The sequence below is a fragment of the Brevundimonas sp. SS2672 genome (assembly GCF_059579685.1).
In genome coordinates this window covers 1,695,465-1,714,117 of the sequence record NZ_CM184201.1, presented here as the reverse complement: position 1 = coordinate 1,714,117, position 18,653 = coordinate 1,695,465, and the positions used below count along the sequence as shown (strand labels likewise).

Below are 18,653 nucleotides of genomic sequence, written 5' to 3'. Positions count from 1 at the left end.
CGCGTCGCACGTCAAGCGACGCGGCTGTGGATAAATCAAATCATCTGGCCGAGGGCGCTGCGGCGGCCTGTGGCGGGGCTGCGGGACCGGCGATTCCGCCGTCCGCAGGCAGTTGCGACGTCGTGGCGGGCGGCGGCGGTTCGTAGTGGACGCCCACGCCCGGTCCCAGCGGCAGGTCCAGCGCCACCCAGGACGCCACCATGATCAGCCCCGCGATCAGGAAGGCCCCGGCGTAGGGCAGCATGGTCGCCATCAGCGAGCCCAGGCCGAACTTCGGATCCCAGCGCTGGGCGAAGGTCAGGATCAGCGGGAAGTAGCTCATCAGCGGCGTGGCGATATTGGTGACGGAATCGCCCATGCGATAGGCGGCGGTCGTCATCTCGGGGCTGATGCCCAGCAGCATGAACATGGGCACGACGATGGGGGCGAGCGCCGACCACTTGGCCGAGGCCGAGCCGATGAACAGGTCGAAGACGCAGGACACCAGCACCACCATGATCAGCAGCAGGGGCGTGGGCAGGGCCAGTTCGCGTAAGGAGGCGGCGGCGTTGACCGCCAGGATCGGCCCCAGGCCCGACCAGTTGAACATGGCGACGAAGTGGGCGGCGAAGAAGGCCAGGACGATGTAGGGGGCCAGCTGGCTGATGCCCTCGCGCATCATCCGCACCAGGTCGTGATGGGTCTTGATCGAGCCGGCCCCCGCGCCGAAGGCCGCCCCCGCCATGAAGAAGGTCAGGGCGAAGAAAGCCACCAGCGAGCGATACAGGGGATTGAAGCGCTGTTCCGGCTCAGCGTCGGCGTCGACAAAGGGCGAGCCAGGCAGGAAGGTCACGATTGTCCAGACGGCGATCATGGCCAGGATGGTCAGGCCCGCCCAGGCCAGGCCGCGCTTTTCGGCCGCGGTGAGGGGCGTCTTCTCTTCGGCGGCGACCGGTGCGGCGTCGTGCGGCGCCCAGGCGCCGAGACGCGGCTCGATCACCCGGTCGGTCAGGAACCAGACGATGGGCGTGAAGACGATCACCACCCCGACGATGAAGAACCAGTTGCCGGCGATGCTGACGGCGTAGGACGGGTCGATCAGATGGGCGGCGGGCTCGGTGATGCCCAGGATCAGGGCGTCGCTGGCGCCGGGGAACAGATTGCCGGCATAGCCGCCCGACACGGCGGCGAATCCGGCGGCCAGGCCGGCCAGCGGATGACGGCCCGCTGCGGCGAAGATGACGGCCGCCAGCGGAATCACCACGACATAGGAGGCGTCGGAGGCGTGGTGAGACACCATGCCGGTGATTACCACGATCGGCGTCAGGATGAATCGTGGCGCATTCAGCAGAGCGCCGCGAATGGCGGTGGAGAACAGGCCCGTCCGTTCGGCCACCGAGGCGCCGTAGATGATGGTGATGACGATCCCCAGCGGCGGGAAATCGGCCAGGGTGCGCGGCATGCCGATGAACAGCCGCTCCAGATTGGCGGGCGACAGAAGGCTTTGCGCCTGCAGCACCTCGCCGGTCACTGGATTGATCGCGGACCAGCCCATACCTGCGCCGACCAGGCTCAGAACAACCAGGCCCAGGATCAGCCAAAGGAATAGGAAGACAGGATCTGGCAGCCGATTGCCGATGCGTTCGATGGAGTTCAGCAGGCGGGCGGCCAGGTTCATGCGCAAGCTCTAGGCTGTGTCGAAGGCGACGGCGCATTTCGCGGATCAGCGGCATAGGAGGCAATCGCGCGGCCTGCGGCAAATCGCGCAAAAAACTGCGAACCATTCGCAACAAAAAACCTTTGCCGACATGGGTTTGAACCCTGGCGAGGTTGGGTCTAAGAAGCCCCGAATCCGCCCCCTACCTCCCGGCGGGCGAGGCAGCTCGAATGAACGAATTTCTTCTAGAATATCTTCCGATCGTCGTTTTCCTGGGCATCGCCATCGTGCTCGGCGCCGGCTTCATGCTGGCGGCCTGGGTGCTGGCCCCCAAGAACCCCGACACCGAGAAGCTCTCGGCTTATGAGTGCGGCTTCAACGCCTTTGACGACGCGCGCATGAAGTTCGACGTGCGCTTCTATCTGGTGTCGATCCTCTTCATCATCTTCGACTTGGAAATCGCCTTCCTGTTCCCGTGGGCTGTGTCGATGTTCGACCTGTCGCACGGCGGCATGGTGTTCGCCTTCTGGTCGATGATGGTCTTCCTGGGCGTCCTGACGGTCGGCTTCATCTACGAATGGAAGAAGGGAGCCCTGGAATGGCAGTGATCGCCCCCTCTAGCCCCCTGGTCCCCGCCGGTTCCGCCGCGCGCTCGACCGTCGAGGGTTATGATCCCAAGATCCACGACAAGTTCTTCGAGTCCGTCAATACGGAGCTGGGCGAGCGCGGCTTCCTGACGACCTCGCTGGACGACGTCATCACCTGGGCCCGCACCGGTTCGCTGATGTGGATGTCGTTCGGCCTGGCCTGCTGCGCCGTCGAGATGATCCACCTGTCGATGCCGCGCTTCGACCTGGAGCGCTTCGGCACCGCGCCGCGCGGTTCGCCGCGCCAGTCGGATCTGATGATCGTCGCCGGCACCCTGACCAACAAGATGGCTCCGGCCCTGCGCAAGGTCTACGACCAGATGCCGGACCCGCGCTACGTCATCTCGATGGGTTCGTGCGCTAACGGCGGCGGCTATTACCACTACAGCTACAGCGTCGTGCGCGGCTGTGATCGCGTGGTGCCGGTGGACGTTTACGTTCCGGGCTGCCCGCCGACCGCCGAGGCCCTGCTGTACGGCATCCTGCAGTTGCAGAAGAAGATCCGCCGCACGGGGACCATCGAGCGATGAGCGAACTTGTGCGCGTTGCGGAGCGCGAATCCGCCCTGACGCCTCTGGGCACGGAAATGGTCGCGGCGCTCGGCGTCGAGGCGGTGGTCGCCTATGGCGAACTGACCCTGATCGCCCCGCGCGAGAAGATCGTCGAGGTCATGACGGCCCTGCGCGATCAGTTCGGCTTCCAGCAGTGCATGGACGTCTGCGGCGCCGACTATCCCGACCGCGCCGAGCGGTTCGAGGTCGTCTATCACCTGCTGTCGCTGACCCGCGCCGCGCGCGTCCGCGTCAAGGTCTCGACCGACGAGGTGAAGCCGGTCCCCAGCGTGTCGTCGGTCTATCCGTCGGCCGGCTGGTTCGAGCGTGAAGCCTTCGACATGTACGGCATGATCTTCTCGGATCACCCGGACATGCGCCGCATCCTGACCGACTACGGCTTCCAGGGGCACCCGCTGCGCAAGGACTTCCCGATGACGGGCTACGTCGAGGTCCGCTACGACGAAGAGCAGAAGCGCGTGGTCTATGAGCCGGTGAAGCTGACCCAGGAATTCCGCAACTTCGACTTCCTGTCTCCGTGGGAAGGCGCCGATTATCCGACCGTCCTGCCGGGCGACGAGAAGGCGGGAGCGCAGTAATGGCCGACGGTAACAACACTCCGGCTCCGACCGGTTCGGCGATCGACCCGTTCGAGGACTATGAAGACGGCCTGACCCCGCACGCGCGGGCGATGGACGACCGCAAGTTCACCATCAACTTCGGACCGCAACACCCGGCCGCGCACGGCGTGCTGCGTCTGGTGCTGGAGCTGGACGGCGAACTGGTCACGCGCGTGGATCCGCACATCGGCCTGCTGCACCGCGGCACCGAGAAGCTGATGGAGGCGCGCACCTACCTCCAGAACATCCCCTACCTGGACCGGTTGGACTACGTCTCGCCGATGAACCAGGAGCACGCCTTCTGCCTGGCGATCGAGCGGCTGCTGGAGATCGACGTGCCGTATCGCGGCCAACTGATCCGGGTGCTCTATTCGGAAATCGGCCGCATCCTGAACCACCTTCTAAACACGACCATGCAGGCCATGGACGTGGGCGCCCTGACCCCGCCGCTGTGGGGCCATGAAGAGCGCGAGAAGCTGATGGTCTTCTACGAGCGGGCCTGCGGCGCGCGTCTGCACGCCAACTACTTCCGTCCGGGCGGCGTCCACCAGGACCTGACGCCCGAGCTGATCGACGACATCGGCCGCTGGTGCGCCGAGTTCCCGGCCAAGCTGGACGACATCGAAAGCCTGGTCACCGAGAACCGCATCTTCAAGCAGCGCAACGTCGACATCGGCGTGGTGTCCAAGGAGAACGCGCTCGCGTGGGGCTTCTCGGGCGTCATGCTGCGCGGCTCGGACATCGCCTGGGACCTGCGCAAGGCCCAGCCGTACGACTGCTACGCGGACCTCGAGTTCGACATCGCCGTCGGCAAGAACGGCGACTGCTGGGATCGCTACCTGTGCCGCGTCGAGGAGATGCGCCAGTCGATCCGCATCATGGAGCAGTGCATCCACAAGCTGCGCAACTGCCCCGGCGAGCCGGTCCTGACCGAAGACAACAAGATCGCCCCGCCGCGTCGCGGTGAGATGAAGCGCTCGATGGAGGCGCTGATCCACCACTTCAAGCTCTACACCGAAGGCTTCCGCACCCCGGAAGGCGAGGTCTACGCGGCCGTCGAGGCGCCCAAGGGCGAGTTCGGCGTCTACCTGGTGTCGGACGGCACCAATAAACCCTACCGCGTCAAGTTGTCAGCGCCCGGCTTCCGTCACCTGCAGGCGATGGACTGGATGAACCGCGGCCACATGCTGGCGGACGTGTCCGCCATCCTCGGCTCGCTCGACATGGTGTTCGGAGAAGTGGACCGATGAGCGTTCGTCGTCTCGCCAAGGAGCAACCGGCCTCTTTCGAGTTTTCGAAGGAGACGATGGAAAAGGCTCAGTGGTGGATCAGGAAATATCCGGAATCGCGCCGCCAGTCGGCCGTGATCCCGGTCCTGTGGCTGGTCCAGAAGCAGGAAGGCTGGGTGTCCGAGCCGTCCCTGCGCGCCGTCGGCGACCTGCTGGGCATGGCCTATATCCGGGTGCTGGAGGTCGCGACCTTCTACACCATGTTCCAGCTGACGCCGGTCGGAACGGCCGCCCTGATCCAGGTGTGCGGCACCACGCAGTGCATGCTGCGCGGCTCCAACGAGCTGATGCGCGTGTGCCGCGAGAAGATCGGGCCCAAGGATGAGCTGTCGGCTGACGGCCGCTTCACCTGGCAGGAAGTTGAATGCATCGGCGCCTGCTCGAACGCGCCGGTGGCCCAGATCAACGACCTCTATTACGAAGACCTGACGCCTGAGAACATGGCCCAGATCATCGACGATTTCGCGGCGGGCAAGACGCCGAAGGCGGGCAGCTACGTCGGTCGCCACACGTCGGAGCCTCAGGGCGGCGCGCGCGTTTTGACGGACCCGGCGCTGTATGACGGCTCGGCCGCCCAGAAGATTACGAAGCTGCCGAACTCGGAGCCTGTCGCTGAAAAGGCGCCGGCCTGATGGCGCGGCCGGACCTCGAAACAGAAGCGGGCAGGGCGGCCTATCGGGCCGAACTGCGTCGCGTGGGCTGGCGTCAGCGTTGGGCTGGCCTGGCTTGCATCGTGGTCGCGGCCGCATTGGTTATGTTCGCGCGCGACGGCCGTTTCGGCCTGACTGACAACGCGGTGATGGCGGCCTATGGCCTGTTGGCCATTGGATGGGTGCTGGTGATCTACGCCGTCTTCCAGCGCACCCGCCACCATAAACGCCGTATGGCGGAAGGACTTTAAGGGATCATGGTCGGCATCCTCCAAGACAAGGATCGGATCTTCACCAACCTCTATGGCTTCCACGATTGGGGCCTTGAGGGAGCGAAGACGCGCGGCGCGTGGAACGCCACCAAGGACATGCTGGACCTTGGCGGCGAATGGATCATCAACAACGTCAAAAACTCGGGCCTGCGCGGACGCGGCGGCGCGGGCTTCTCGACCGGCCTGAAGTGGTCCTTCATGCCCAAGGAAGTGAAGGATCGCCCTCACTACCTGGTCATCAACGCCGATGAGTCCGAGCCCGCGACCTGTAAGGACCGCGAGATCATGCGTCATGATCCGCACCTGCTGATCGAAGGCGCGCTGATCGCCTCCTTCGCGATGAAGGCCCACGCCTGCTACATCTACCTGCGCGGCGAATACATCCTCGAGCGCGAGCGCATGGAAGCCGCCGTGAAGCAGGCCTACGAGGCCAGGCTGATCGGTGACGACAACGTCCACGGCTGGGACTTCCACGTCTATATCCACCACGGCGCGGGCGCCTATATCTGCGGCGAAGAAACGGCTCTGCTGGAGTCGCTGGAAGGCAAGAAGGGCCAGCCGCGCCTGAAGCCGCCGTTCCCGGCCGGCGCCGGCCTCTATGGCTGCCCGACGACCGTGAACAACGTCGAGTCGATCGCCGTGGTCGGCACCATCCTGCGTCGCGGCGCGGACTGGTTCGCCAGCTTCGGGCGTCCGAACAACACCGGCACCAAGCTGATGTCCCTGTCGGGCCACGTGAACACGCCCTGCGTGGTCGAAGAGGCCATGTCGATCCCGCTGCGCCAGTTGATCGAGGATCACGGCGGCGGCGTGCGCGGCGGCTGGGAAAACCTGAAGGCCATCATTCCGGGCGGCGCGTCCTGCCCGGTCATCACGCGCGAACAGGCCGAAGTCGCCCTGATGGACTTCGACTCCATGCGCGAGATGCGCTCGTCGCTGGGCACCGCTGGCGTGACGGTCATGGACCAGTCCACCGACATCGTGAAGGCGATCGCCCGCATCAGCTACTTCTTCAAGCACGAGAGCTGCGGCCAGTGCACGCCGTGCCGTGAAGGCACCGGCTGGATGTGGCGCGTGCTGGAACGCATGGCGATCGGCGACGCCGACCCGTCCGAGATCGACCTGCTGCTCGACGTGGCCGGTCAGGTCGAAGGCCACACCATCTGCGCTCTCGGCGACGCCGCCGCCTGGCCCGTTCAGGGCCTGATCCGGCACTTCCGTCACGAGATCGAAGAGCGCATCCACACCTACCGCAGCCGCCGCGCGAACTTCGCCGGCCACGCGATCGCGGCGGAGTAATCGTAATGCCTATCGCCAAGGTCAACGGCGTTGAAGTCGAGTTCGAACCGGGCATGACCGTGCTGCAGGTCGCCGAGCGCGCCGGGCAGGAAATCCCGCGCTTCTGCTACCACGAGCGCCTGTCCATCGCCGGCAACTGCCGCATGTGCCTGGTCGAGGTGAAGCCTGGACCGCCGAAGCCGCAGGCTTCGTGCGCGCTGCCGGCCGCCGACGGCCAGGAAATCTTCACCGACACGCCGATGGTGAAGAAGGCCCGCGAAGGGGTGATGGAGTTCCTGCTCATCAACCACCCGCTGGACTGCCCGATCTGCGATCAGGGCGGCGAATGCGACCTGCAGGATCAGGCCGTGGGCTACGGCCGCGACGGTTCGCGCTACGGCGAGAACAAGCGTGCGGTCGAAGAAAAGAACATGGGTCCGACGGTCAAGACGTTCATGACGCGCTGCATCCAGTGCACGCGTTGCGTTCGCTTCATCACCGAGGTGGCTGGCGTTCCCGACATCGGCATGATCTCGCGCGGCGAAAGCGCTGAGATCACGACCTATCTGGAAAAGAACATCGACAGCGAGCTGTCGGGCAACGTCAACGACCTGTGCCCCGTTGGGGCCCTGACGCACCGCCCCTGGCAGTACCACTACCGCCCGTGGGAGCTGAAGAAGACCGAGACCATCGACGTGATGGACGCGCTCGGCTCCAACATCCGCGCCGACTCGCGCGGCGCCGAAGTCATGCGCGTGCTGCCGCGCGTGAACGAGGGCATCAACGAAGAGTGGCTGTCGGACAAGAGCCGCTACGCCGTCGACGGCCTGCAGGCGCGTCGTCTGGACCGCCCGTGGGTGCGTGAGAACGGCAAACTGCGTCCGGCGTCGTGGGATGAAGCCCTGTCGGTCGTGGCTGACAAGCTGAAGGCTGCTTCGGCTGATCGCATCGGCGTCATCGCCGGCGATCTGCAGGACGCCGAGTCGATGAAGGCGACGCTGGATCTGTTCCGCGCCCTGGGCTCGGCTAACACCGACTGCCGTCAGGACGGCGCCGCGCTGGGCGGCGAGGCTCGCGAGGGCTGGCTTTTCAACTCTGGCCTGCAAGGCATTGAAAACGCTGACGCCATCCTGATCGTCGGCGCCAATCCGCGCACGGAAGCGCCGCTGCTGAACGCGCGCATCCGCAAGACCTGGCTTAAGGGCGGCGTCGAAGTCGGGGTCATCGGCCCGCAGGCCGACCTGACCTACGACTACGCCTGGCTGGGCGCCGGTTCGAAGACCCTGGGCAAGCTGCCCAAGGCCGCGACCGACTTCCTGACCAAGGCCGAGCGTCCGGCGATCATCGTCGGCGCGGGGGCCCTGACCGGCGAGACCGGCCCGGCCGTGTTGAACGCCCTGGGCGCGCTGGCCAAGAAGGTCGGCGTGGTCAAGGACGGCTGGAACGGCTTCAACGTCCTGCACACCGCCGCGAGCCGCGTCGCCGGTCTGGACATGGGCTTCCTGCCGGGCGAGGGCGGTCTGGACGTGGCCGGCATGCTGAAGCCGGGCGCGCTGGACGTGCTGTTCCTGCTGGGCGCCGATGAGGTGAACGCTGACGCATCGGGCGCTTTCCGCGTCTATCTGGGCTCGCACGGCGATCGCGGCGCGCACGGCGCGGACGTGATCCTGCCTGGCGCGGCCTACACCGAGAAGTCGGGCCTGTACGTCAACACCGAGGGCCGGGTGCAGATGGCCGAACGCGTGGTCTTCCCGAAGGGCGAAGCCAAGGACGACTGGGCCATCATCCGCGCCCTGTCCGAACGCGTCGGCTGCAAGCTGCCGTTCGACACCCTCGACCAGCTGCGCACGAAGCTGATGGGCGACCATCCGACCTTCGGCCGCATCGACTATCTGGCTCCGGCCGCGACGTTCGACGTCGCCAAACTGGGCGCCAAGGGAGACCTGGGCGACGTCGCCTTCGTCTCCGTCATCGCCGATCCCTACCTGACCAACCCGATCGCGCGCGCCAGTGAAACCATGGCCCAACTGTCCGCTGAGCGGACGGCGCCGGTCGCCCTGGCGGCGGAGTAAGACATGGACGCTGCGACTTCCTTCTGGGCCACCCCCGTCGGCTGGACCCTCGCCACTCTGGGCGGGATCCTGCTGGTCGTGGTCGGCATCCTGATCTCCCTGGCCTTCCTGCTGCTGGCCGACCGCAAGATCTGGGCGGGCGTTCAGCTGCGCAAGGGTCCGAACGTGGTCGGCCCCTTCGGCCTGCTGCAGTCCTTCGCCGACTTCTTCAAGTTCGTGCTGAAGGAAATCGTCATCCCGGCCGGGTCGGACAAGGTGGTCTTCATCCTCGCCCCGCTGATCAGCTTCGTGCTGGCCTTCATCGCCTGGGCGGTGATCCCGTTCGCGCCGGGCTGGGTGGTGTCGGACCTGAACGTCGGCATCCTGTACATCCTCGCGATCAGCTCGCTGGGCGTGTACGGCATCATCATGGGCGGCTGGGCTTCGAACTCGAAGTATCCGTTCCTGGGCTCGCTGCGTTCTGCGGCGCAGATGGTGTCCTATGAGGTCTCGATGGGCCTCATCATCATCAACGTCATCCTGCTGGCCGGGACGATGAACCTGACCGAGATCGTGACCCAGCAACAGGGTTGGATCTGGAACTGGAACGCCTTCGGCGGCGGGCTCGAGACCCTGCCGACCATCATCGTCATGCTGCCGATGACCATCGTCTTCTTCATCTCGGCCCTGGCCGAGACGAACCGTCCGCCGTTCGACCTGCCCGAAGCGGAGTCGGAGCTGGTGGCCGGTTATCAGGTCGAATATTCCTCGACCCCCTACCTGCTGTTCATGATCGGCGAGTACGCCAACATCGTCTTCATGTGCGCCATGATCACCCTGCTGTTCTGCGGCGGGTGGAATCCGGGCTTCCCGACCGACTTCCTGAACAGCGTCCCGGCCTTCGTGGCCAACCTGTTCTACTTGGCGGTCTTCGCCGTGAAGGTGGTCTTCTGGTTCTTCATGATCGCCCTGGTGAAGGCCTTCGTGCCTCGCTACCGCTATGACCAGCTGATGCGTCTGGGCTGGAAGATCTTCCTGCCGGCTTCGCTGATCGCCGTGGTCTTCGTGTCGGCGTGGCGCGTGTTCGCGGTGGGGGCGTGATGGGCGTCCGCGCCACAGTCCTGATCGCGCTGGCGCTCGCCGCCGGCCTGTCGGCCTGCACCTTCAAGCCGATGGATCCGGCTGCGCCCGAGACCGCGTCCGCGCGTCTCGAACGCCTGGACCGGGAGCGGGGAGAGGAGGCGGACAAGCGCGCCTATTGCCAACGTCTGTCGCGGGACGACCCGCGTTTCGACAGGGACGGCTGCGAACGCCGGATCGGCGGATGAAGATGAAAGCCGCAGCCCTGATGATCGCCCTGGCCGCGCCCATGCTGGCGTCGGCCTGCGCGCCCTATGAGGCCGAGCCCGTCTCGGTCTATCAGTGGGAGCGCAAGGTGCAGGAAGTTGAACGGCGCGAGGCGGAACGCCAGCGCCTTTGCCAGACCCTCGACAAGGAAAGCGCCCGCTACGAACGCGAGTGCGCCGGAGTGAAATCGTAATGCTGACCCGTATCGTTCAGGCGGCCAAGGGCGCGATGCTGACCGACGTGTTCGGCGCCGTCGGCCTGTCGATGAAGTACATGATGAAGCCGAAGGCGACGGTGAACTATCCGTTCGAGCGCAACCCGCAGTCGCCGCGCTTCCGTGGCGAACACGCGCTGCGCCGCTATCCGAACGGTGAAGAACGCTGCATCGCCTGCAAGCTGTGCGAGGCCATCTGCCCCGCCCAGGCCATCACCATCGAGGCCGAACCGCGCGCCGACGGCAGCCGCCGCACGACGCGCTACGACATCGACATGGTCAAATGCATCTACTGCGGCCTGTGCCAGGAGGCCTGCCCGGTGGACGCCATCGTCGAGGGACCGAACAGCGAGTTCGCCACCGAGACACGCGAAGAACTGCTCTATGACAAGGCGCGCCTGCTGGACAACGGCGACCGCTGGGAGCGTCTGATCGCGAAGAATCTGGAACTCGACGCTCCGTATCGCTAAACGGAGCGGCGATTCCGCCGCGCTGACCCTGACCTTCGGGCCGGGGCTGATTTCTGGAAGGGTCCGGGATTTCCGTCCGGGCCATTGGTTTTGAAGAGGGGCGTCGTCCCGCACATGTTGCAAGGCCTGGCCTTCTATCTTCTGGCGACGGTCGCCGTGGTTTCCGCCCTTCTGGTCGTGACCGCGCGCAATCCCGTGCACTCCGTTCTCTGGCTGATCCTGACCTTCTTCTCGGCGGCCGGACTGTTCGTGCTGCTGAGCGCCGAGTTCCTGGCGATGCTTCTGGTCGTCGTCTACGTCGGCGCCGTGGCGGTGCTGTTCCTGTTCGTGGTCATGATGCTGGACGTCGACTTCGTGAAGCTGCGCGAGGGTTACGCGCGCTACCTGCCGCTGGCGGGCGTCGTGGCGGGCGTGCTGCTGGCCGAGATGATCATGGTGTCGATCAGCGTCGTTCAGGGCGGAGCCGCCCGCGACGCCGCCTCGCCGGTGCCGGCCGGACCGGACGTCACCAACATCGAGACGATCGGCCGCGTGCTCTACACGGACTACGTCTACTTCTTCCAGGCGGCGGGCGTGGTTCTGCTGATCGCCATGATCGGCGCCATCGTCCTGACCCTTCGTCACCGTCCGGGCGTGCATCGTCAGGATCTGGCGGCGCAAGCCAACCGCGAACGCGCCAAGGCTGTCGAGATCAAGTCCGTGACCACGGGCCAGGGCGTCACCCCCGAGGAGCTTCTGTGATGGATATCTCGCTCCACCACTATCTGGCGGTCGCCGCCATGCTGTTCACCATCGGCGTGTTCGGCATCTTCGTGAACCGCAAGAACGTCATCATCATCCTGATGTCGGTCGAGATGATCCTGCTCGCGGTGAACATCAACTTCGTGGCCTTCTCCACGCACCTGAACGACGTGTCGGGTCAGCTGATGGCCATGTTTGTCCTGACGGTCGCCGCGGCCGAGGCCGCTGTCGGCCTGGCCATTCTCGTGACCTTCTTCCGTAACCGCGGCGACATCGCGGTCGACGACGCCTCCGTGATGAAGGGCTGATCGGAACCGTGACTATCCAGACTCTCGTCACTCTCGGCGTCTTCGCCCCCCTGCTGGGGGCCATGATCGCCGGCTTCTTCGGTCGCCGGATCGGGGACATTCCGTCCCAGGCCGTCACAACCGGCCTGCTGTTCTTCTCGTGCGCGGTCTCGTGGATCGTGTTCAGCCAGTGGACCTGGGGCGGGCTGGAAGCCTTCACCGTCCACATCGCGCCGTTCATCCATGTCGGCGACTTCCAGTCGAACTGGTCGATCCGCGTCGACGCCATGTCGGCGGTCATGCTGATCGTCGTGACCAGCGTGTCGTCGCTGGTCCACCTCTATTCCTGGGGCTACATGAAGGACGACGACAGCCGTCCTCGCTTCTTCGCCTATCTGTCGCTGTTCACCTTCATGATGCTGGCGCTGGTGACGGCCGCCGACTTCGTGCAGATGTTCTTCGGCTGGGAAGGCGTGGGCCTGGCGTCCTATCTGCTGATCGGCTTCTGGTACAAGAAGGCCTCGGCGTCTTCGGCGGCGATCAAGGCCTTCGTGGTCAACCGCGTCGGCGACTTCGGCTTCCTGCTCGGCATGATGACCGTCTTCTGGATGTTCGGCACGATCGAGTTCGCCAAGCTGTTCCCGATGATCGCCGGCAAGGTCGGCACGGGCTGGGAGTTCCTGGGCTACACCTGGTCGGCGCTGGACCTGGCCGGTCTGCTGCTGTTCGTCGGCGCCATGGGTAAGTCGGCGCAGTTCTTCCTGCACACCTGGCTGCCGGACGCGATGGAAGGCCCGACGCCTGTGTCGGCCCTGATCCACGCGGCCACCATGGTCACGGCCGGCGTCTTTATGGTCTGCCTGCTGTCGCCGCTGTATGAGCACGCGCCCGTCGCGTCGCAGTTCATCGCCATCATCGGCGGGATCACGGCCATCTTCGCCGCGACCGTCGGCATGATGCAGAACGACATCAAGCGGGTGATCGCCTATTCGACCTGTTCGCAGTTGGGCTACATGTTCTTCGCGGCGGGCGTCGGCGCCTATCAGCCCGCCATGTTCCACCTGTTCACGCACGCCTTCTTCAAGGCCCTGCTGTTCCTGGGCGCCGGTTCGGTGATCCACGGCATGCACCACGAGCAGGACATGCGGAAGATGGGCGGCCTGTGGAAGCTGCTGCCCGTCACCTATGCGACCATGATGATCGGCACCATCGCCATCACCGGCCTGGGGATGCCCGGCGTCGGCGGCTTCGCCGGCTTCTACTCCAAGGACTCCATCCTCGAGAGCGCCTATGCGGCGGCGACGACCGGCCATTCGGCTGCAGGCATGTTCGCCTTCTTCATCGGCATCTCGGCGGCTCTGCTGACGGCCTATTATTCCTGGCGTCTGGTGTTCATGACCTTCCACAACAAGCCGGTTTGGAAGGAAGAGGAGGGCGCGCACGCCCATCACGCGGACGATCACGCTTCGCACGCGCAGATCGAAACCCATTCAGAGCCGCTGGACGGCGACGATCACGCGCATGACGACCATCACCATGGTCCGCTGAAGCCGCATGAAAGCCCGTGGGTCATGGTGCTGCCGCTGCTGGCGCTGTCGGTCGGCGCGGTGTTTGCGGGCATGATCTTCGCCCCGCACTTCATCGGCCATCATGAGGCCGAGTTCTGGCGCGGCGCCATCTTCGTCGGGGCTGAGAACCACGTCCTGCACGAAAGCCACAACGTCCCGACCTGGGTGAAGTGGGCGCCGCTGATCGTGACGCTGCTGGGCACGGCCATCGCCTACTGGCTGTATGTCGTGAAGGAAGGCGCGGCCAAGCAGATGGCCGACCGCAAGGGCCCGCTGTGGACCTTCCTCTACAACAAGTGGTTCTTCGATGAGCTGTATGACGCCGTCTTCGTGAAGGGCGCCAAGGCGATCGGCGACTTCTTCTGGAAGATCGGCGACGTGAAGATCATCGACGGCCTCGGCCCGAACGGCGCGGCCTGGGCTTCGCTGAAGTCGGGCGGCTGGCTGTCCCGGTTCCAGTCCGGTTTCGTCTACTTCTATGCATTCGTGATGCTGATCGGCGTGGCTGCGTTCCTTGCCTTCGCCATCTTCACGTGGGGAGCCTGAGCCTCGTGCCTCACATTCTGAGCATCGTCACCTTCCTGCCGCTTCTCGGCGCGGCCGCGATCCTGGTCGCGCGCCTGCTGAACAAGGGCGGTCAGGACGCCGCGGCCCCGGCCGCCCGCTGGATCGCCCTGGTCACCACCCTGGTGGTGCTGGCGGTGTCCGTCCTGCTGGTCGCGCAGTTCGATCCGTCGAACCCGGCCTATCAGTTCGTCGAGAACTACGCCTGGTTTGCGGGGGCCAGCTATCACCTGGGCGTGGACGGGATCTCCATCCTGTTCGTCCTGCTGACGGCCTTCCTGCTGCCGATCTGCGTGGTGGCCAGCTGGAAGGCGATCGAGACGCGCGTCGTCGAATATATGATCGCCTTCCTGATCCTGGAGACGCTGGTCATCGGGGTGTTCACCTCGCTGGACCTGTTCCTCTTCTACATCTTCTTCGAAGGCACCCTGGTGCCGATGTATCTGATCATCGGCATCTGGGGCGGCGCCAACCGCATCTACGCGGCCTACAAGTTCTTCCTCTACACCCTGCTGGGCTCCGTCCTGATGCTGCTGGCCATGCTGTGGATGGCGCACACGACGGGCACCACCAGCATTCCGGAGCTGAAGCAGTACGCCTTCGACGCCTCGGTGCAGCCGATCCTGTGGCTGGCCTTCTTCGCCTCCTTCGCGGTGAAGATGCCGATGTGGCCGGTGCACACCTGGCTGCCCGACGCCCACGTTCAGGCGCCGACGGCGGGTTCGGTCATTCTGGCCGGCATCCTGCTGAAGCTCGGCGGCTACGGCTTCATCCTGTTCAACATTCCGATGTTCCCGCTGGCGTCGCAGATGTTCACGCCGCTGGTGTTCGCCCTGTCGGTGATCGCCGTGGTCTACACCTCGCTGGTCGCCTTCCGTCAGACGGACATGAAGAAGCTGATCGCCTATTCGTCGGTCGCTCACATGGGCTTCGTGACCATGGGCATCTTCGCCGGCAACGACACCGGGGTTCAGGGCGCCGTCTTCCAGATGCTGAGCCACGGCCTGATCTCGGGCGCGCTCTTCCTCTGCGTCGGCGTGGTCTACGACCGGATGCACACCCGTGAGATCGCCCTCTACGGCGGCCTGACGGCGCGGATGCCCTGGTATGCGGCCATCTTCCTGATGTTCACCATGGCCAACGTTGGCCTTCCGGGCACCTCGGGCTTCATCGGCGAAGTGCTGACGATGACGGGCGCCTATCAGGTCTCGACCTGGACGGCCCTGATCGCGGCCTCGGGCGTGATCTTCTCGGCGGTCTATGCGCTGACGCTGTTCCGCAACGTCATGTACGGCCCGATCACCAATCCGGCGCTGGAAAGCATCACCGACATCGACAAGCGCGAGCTGCTGATCTTCGTGCCCCTGATCGTCGGCACCATCTGGCTGGGCCTCTATCCCAACGCCGTTCTGGATTACACCGGGCCAAGCGTTGAGGCCCTGACGACCGCCTATCGCGCAGCCATCGGCGGGTGAGAGCATAATGACTGATCTGTCTTCCGCCCTTCATCTCTCGGCCCCGGAACTGACCCTTGCGGTCGGCGGCCTGGTGCTGCTCATGCTCGGCGCCTTCGCCGGGGAGAAGTCGACGCGCCTGGTTTCGGGCCTGTCGGTGCTGCTGCTGCTGGCGGCGACGGCTCTAGCCGCCGTCGGCCCGCTGGGCGCGGCCTTCAACGGGGCCTATGTGGCCGATCCGCTGGCCGTATACGGCAAGGCGGTGATCTTCCTGTCCGCCGCTGTGGCCGTGGTGCTGGGCGACGGCTGGATGCATCGCAACAACATCGCCAAGTTCGAATATCCGATCCTGATCGTGCTGGCCTCGGTCGGCATGGGGATGATGGCGTCGTCGGGCGACCTGATCTCGCTCTACATCGGCATCGAGATGCACTCCCTGGCCCTCTACGTCCTGGCCGCCTATCGCCGCGACGACCTGAAGGCCTCGGAAGCCGGTCTGAAGTATTTCGTCCTGGGCGCCCTGTCGTCGGGCCTGCTGCTGTACGGCGCCAGCCTGATCTATGGTTTCGCCGGTTCGATGCGGTTCGAGGACATCGCCGCCTTCGCCAGCGCCAACCCCGGTCCGGGTCTGATCTTCGGCGTGGTGTTCCTGATCTGCGGCCTGGCGTTCAAGGTTTCGGCCGCGCCGTTCCACATGTGGACGCCGGACGTCTATGAAGGCGCCCCGACGCCGGTCGTGGCCCTGTTCTCGACCGCGCCCAAGGTGGCGGCCATGGTGCTGATCATCCGCGTGCTGGTCGAAGGCTTCGGCCTGGCCCATGCCCAGTGGGCCCAGGTGGTGATCCTGATCTCGCTGATCAGCTTCGCCGTCGGCGCCTTCGGCGGCCTGATGCAGAAGGACATCCAGCGCCTGCTGGCCTATTCGTCCATCATCAACATCGGCTACGCCCTGCTCGGTGTCGCGGCGGGCACGCAGGTCGGCGTTCAGGCGACCCTGATGTTCATGACCCTGTATGTCGTGGACCAGATCGGCTTCTTCGCCATCCTGCTGTCGCTGAGCCGCAATGGTCGTCCGATCCGCAAGATCGCCGATCTGGCCGGTCTGAAGAAGGACCGCCCGCTGACGGCCGTCGCCCTGACGATCCTGTCGCTGTCGGCCATCGGCATTCCGCCGATGTCGGGCTTCTGGGGCAAGGTTTATGTCTTCGGCGCGGCCGCCGACGCCGGGTACTGGATGGCGGGCGCGGCGGGGCTGGTGGCCTCGGTCGTGGCGGGCTTCTACTACCTGCGCATCATCAAGGTGATGTGGTTCGACACGCCGGACTTCGACGTGACGACCGACAAGGCGCCGGCCGGCGCCCAGTGGATCGGCTGGGCGGCTGCGGCCTTCAGCTTCCCCGTGGTGCTTCTGGCTCTCGTCTGGCTGGAGCCGCTGACGCGCGCGGCGGCGGCAGGCGTCGGGATCGGATAAGGGGCCTTGGCGGCTCCGGTCCTGATCCTCGAAGAGACCGACTCCACCAACGCCGAGGCGCGCCGTCGCGCCGAGGCGGGCGAGGCCGGGCCGCTGTGGATCGCGGCTTGGCGTCAGACCGCCGGGCGGGGCCGTCGCGGCCGCGCCTGGGACAGCCGGGACGGCAATCTGGCCGCGACCCTGCTGCTGACGCTGAACCGCTCTCCGGCCGAGGCGGCGCAGCTGACCTTCGCCGCCGCCCTGGCGGTGGCCGATCTGCTGGACCGCTATGTCCCGCCCGCGCTGGTCAGCATCAAATGGCCCAATGACGTCCTGCTGGACGGGCGCAAGTCGTCCGGCATCCTGATCGAATCCGGTCCTGCGCCGTCCGGCGGCCTGTGGCTGGCGGTCGGCATCGGCGTGAACCTGTCCCATGCGCCCGAAGGGACCGAGCGTCCCACTACCTGCATCGCCGAGCATCTGCGTCACGACGTGCCTGCCGCTCCGTCGATGGAGGGGGCGAAGGCGCTGGCCGAAACCTTCGACGTCTGGCTGGAACGCTGGACGCGTCTGGGCTTTCAGCCGGTGCTGGACGCCTGGGTCGCGCGGACGCCGGGACTGTTCGGGCCGTGCACGGCGCGGCTGAGCCATGAAACCCTGAGCGGGATCGCCGACGGCCTCGAGGCCGACGGCGCCCTGCGTCTGAAACTGCCGGACGGAGGCCTGCGGGTCATCTCCGCCGGCGACGTCTTCTTCGGAGAGACCGCCTGATGCTGCTGGCGATCGAGCAAGGCAATACGAACACGCTTTTCGCCGTCCACGACGGCCAGGAGTGGATCTTCCAGTGGCGCACCGCCACCGATCCCATGCGCACGGCCGATGAATACGCCGTCTGGCTGCACCAGCTGTTCGAGATGCGCGGCCACGGCCTCACCATGGCCGACATGGACGGCTGCATCATCTCCAGCGTGGTGCCGCAGTCGATCTTCAACCTGCGCAACCTGGCGCGACGCTATCTGACCGTCGAACCCCTGGTGATCGGCGAGAATGTCGAACTGGGCATTGAGGTGCGCATCCACAAACCCAGCGAAGCCGGGGCCGACCGCCTGGTCAACGCCATCGGCGCGCTTCAGGCCTATGAGGGCGACCTGCTGCTGATCGACAGCGGCACGGCGACCACTTTTGACGTCGTCTCGGGCGCCAACGGCAAGGGCGAGGGCGCCTTTGAGGGCGGCCTCATCGCGCCGGGCATCAATCTGTCGCTGCAGGCCCTGCACGAGGCTGCGGCCAAGCTGCCGCGCATCGCCATTCAGCGCCCCGAGACCGTCATCGGGCGCGACACCGTCACCTCCATGCAATCTGGCGTCTTCTGGGGCTATATCGCTCTGATCGAAGGGCTGGTGGACCGTATCAAGGCCGAGTGGGGCAAGCCCATGACGGTCATCGGCACCGGCGGCGTCGCCTCCCTGTTCGAGGGCGCTACCGACTCTATCGACCGGTTTGATCCGGACCTGACCATCCGCGGCCTACTCGAAATCTGGCGGCGGAACTCCCATCTGTAAGG

General features: G+C 65.6%; 20 protein-coding genes. 19 read left to right on the top strand and 1 reads right to left on the bottom strand.

What is annotated here, in order from left to right; all coding sequences use genetic code 11:
• Positions 1 to 40: 40 nt before the first annotated feature.
• The gene (locus AC52GN_RS08740; RefSeq protein WP_496526792.1) at positions 41 to 1,657 is read right to left on the bottom strand and encodes an AbgT family transporter; all 1,617 of its coding nucleotides are present in this window, start codon (positions 1,655 to 1,657) and stop codon (positions 41 to 43) included.
• 209 nt (positions 1,658 to 1,866) lie between these two features.
• Between AC52GN_RS08740 and AC52GN_RS08735 the strand changes: the two genes are divergently transcribed.
• From AC52GN_RS08735 to AC52GN_RS08645, 19 genes are all read left to right on the top strand, one after another.
• Positions 1,867 to 2,244 carry an NADH-quinone oxidoreductase subunit A gene (locus AC52GN_RS08735; protein WP_003164585.1) on the top strand — a complete coding sequence of 126 codons (378 nt, stop codon included), beginning with the start codon at positions 1,867 to 1,869 and terminating at the stop codon, positions 2,242 to 2,244.
• Positions 2,214 to 2,813, top strand: a complete 600-nt coding sequence (locus tag AC52GN_RS08730) for a NuoB/complex I 20 kDa subunit family protein (RefSeq protein WP_087141646.1) — start codon at positions 2,214 to 2,216, stop codon at positions 2,811 to 2,813. Before AC52GN_RS08735 ends, AC52GN_RS08730 begins: the two co-directional genes overlap by 31 nt.
• Entirely contained in the window at positions 2,810 to 3,433 is a 624-nt protein-coding gene (locus tag AC52GN_RS08725; RefSeq protein WP_291774501.1) for an NADH-quinone oxidoreductase subunit C, read from the top strand. The genes AC52GN_RS08730 and AC52GN_RS08725 overlap by 4 nt, the downstream gene beginning before the upstream one ends.
• A 92-nt stretch (positions 3,434 to 3,525) precedes the next feature.
• On the top strand, positions 3,526 to 4,704 hold the full coding sequence (locus tag AC52GN_RS08720) for an NADH-quinone oxidoreductase subunit D (RefSeq protein WP_291776096.1): 1,179 nt from the start codon (positions 3,526 to 3,528) through the stop codon (positions 4,702 to 4,704).
• Positions 4,701 to 5,375 (top strand): NADH-quinone oxidoreductase subunit NuoE, encoded by a 675-nt coding sequence (nuoE, locus tag AC52GN_RS08715; protein WP_496526791.1) that lies wholly within the window; start codon positions 4,701 to 4,703, stop codon positions 5,373 to 5,375. Before AC52GN_RS08720 ends, nuoE begins: the two co-directional genes overlap by 4 nt.
• On the top strand, positions 5,375 to 5,644 hold the full coding sequence (locus AC52GN_RS08710) for a hypothetical protein (protein ID WP_119412174.1): 270 nt from the start codon (positions 5,375 to 5,377) through the stop codon (positions 5,642 to 5,644). The genes nuoE and AC52GN_RS08710 overlap by 1 nt, the downstream gene beginning before the upstream one ends.
• A gap of 6 nt (positions 5,645 to 5,650) precedes the next feature.
• A complete protein-coding gene (gene nuoF, locus AC52GN_RS08705; protein ID WP_496526790.1) occupies positions 5,651 to 6,964 on the top strand; it encodes an NADH-quinone oxidoreductase subunit NuoF in 1,314 nt (437 codons plus the stop codon).
• A gap of 5 nt (positions 6,965 to 6,969) precedes the next feature.
• Positions 6,970 to 9,015, top strand: a complete 2,046-nt coding sequence (gene nuoG / locus AC52GN_RS08700) for an NADH-quinone oxidoreductase subunit NuoG (protein WP_496526789.1) — start codon at positions 6,970 to 6,972, stop codon at positions 9,013 to 9,015.
• A gap of 3 nt (positions 9,016 to 9,018) precedes the next feature.
• Positions 9,019 to 10,095, top strand: a complete 1,077-nt coding sequence (gene nuoH, locus AC52GN_RS08695; protein WP_291774511.1) for an NADH-quinone oxidoreductase subunit NuoH — start codon at positions 9,019 to 9,021, stop codon at positions 10,093 to 10,095.
• Positions 10,095 to 10,322 carry a hypothetical protein gene (locus AC52GN_RS08690; protein WP_312218491.1) on the top strand — a complete coding sequence of 76 codons (228 nt, stop codon included), beginning with the start codon at positions 10,095 to 10,097 and terminating at the stop codon, positions 10,320 to 10,322. Before nuoH ends, AC52GN_RS08690 begins: the two co-directional genes overlap by 1 nt.
• The gene (locus AC52GN_RS08685) at positions 10,319 to 10,534 is read left to right on the top strand and encodes a hypothetical protein (protein ID WP_346486616.1); all 216 of its coding nucleotides are present in this window, start codon (positions 10,319 to 10,321) and stop codon (positions 10,532 to 10,534) included. Before AC52GN_RS08690 ends, AC52GN_RS08685 begins: the two co-directional genes overlap by 4 nt.
• Entirely contained in the window at positions 10,534 to 11,025 is a 492-nt protein-coding gene (nuoI, locus tag AC52GN_RS08680; RefSeq protein ID WP_040345161.1) for an NADH-quinone oxidoreductase subunit NuoI, read from the top strand. Before AC52GN_RS08685 ends, nuoI begins: the two co-directional genes overlap by 1 nt.
• 114 nt (positions 11,026 to 11,139) lie before the next feature.
• Positions 11,140 to 11,766, top strand: coding sequence for an NADH-quinone oxidoreductase subunit J (locus tag AC52GN_RS08675; RefSeq protein ID WP_291774529.1), 627 nt, complete (start codon positions 11,140 to 11,142; stop codon positions 11,764 to 11,766).
• Positions 11,766 to 12,074, top strand: coding sequence for an NADH-quinone oxidoreductase subunit NuoK (gene nuoK / locus AC52GN_RS08670; RefSeq protein ID WP_291774531.1), 309 nt, complete (start codon positions 11,766 to 11,768; stop codon positions 12,072 to 12,074). The genes AC52GN_RS08675 and nuoK overlap by 1 nt, the downstream gene beginning before the upstream one ends.
• A gap of 14 nt (positions 12,075 to 12,088) precedes the next feature.
• On the top strand, positions 12,089 to 14,167 hold the full coding sequence (gene nuoL / locus AC52GN_RS08665; RefSeq protein WP_496528792.1) for an NADH-quinone oxidoreductase subunit L: 2,079 nt from the start codon (positions 12,089 to 12,091) through the stop codon (positions 14,165 to 14,167).
• Positions 14,168 to 14,172: 5 nt separating this feature from the next.
• Entirely contained in the window at positions 14,173 to 15,660 is a 1,488-nt protein-coding gene (locus AC52GN_RS08660; RefSeq protein ID WP_291774534.1) for an NADH-quinone oxidoreductase subunit M, read from the top strand.
• Between the two features lie 7 nt (positions 15,661 to 15,667).
• Positions 15,668 to 17,110: an NADH-quinone oxidoreductase subunit NuoN gene (gene nuoN, locus AC52GN_RS08655; protein WP_496526788.1), complete on the top strand. Its 1,443-nt coding sequence runs from the start codon at positions 15,668 to 15,670 to the stop codon at positions 17,108 to 17,110.
• A gap of 6 nt (positions 17,111 to 17,116) precedes the next feature.
• Entirely contained in the window at positions 17,117 to 17,860 is a 744-nt protein-coding gene (locus AC52GN_RS08650) for a biotin--[acetyl-CoA-carboxylase] ligase (protein WP_496526787.1), read from the top strand.
• Positions 17,857 to 18,651 (top strand): type III pantothenate kinase, encoded by a 795-nt coding sequence (locus AC52GN_RS08645; protein WP_312218667.1) that lies wholly within the window; start codon positions 17,857 to 17,859, stop codon positions 18,649 to 18,651. The genes AC52GN_RS08650 and AC52GN_RS08645 overlap by 4 nt, the downstream gene beginning before the upstream one ends.
• Positions 18,652 to 18,653 lie beyond the last annotated feature (2 nt).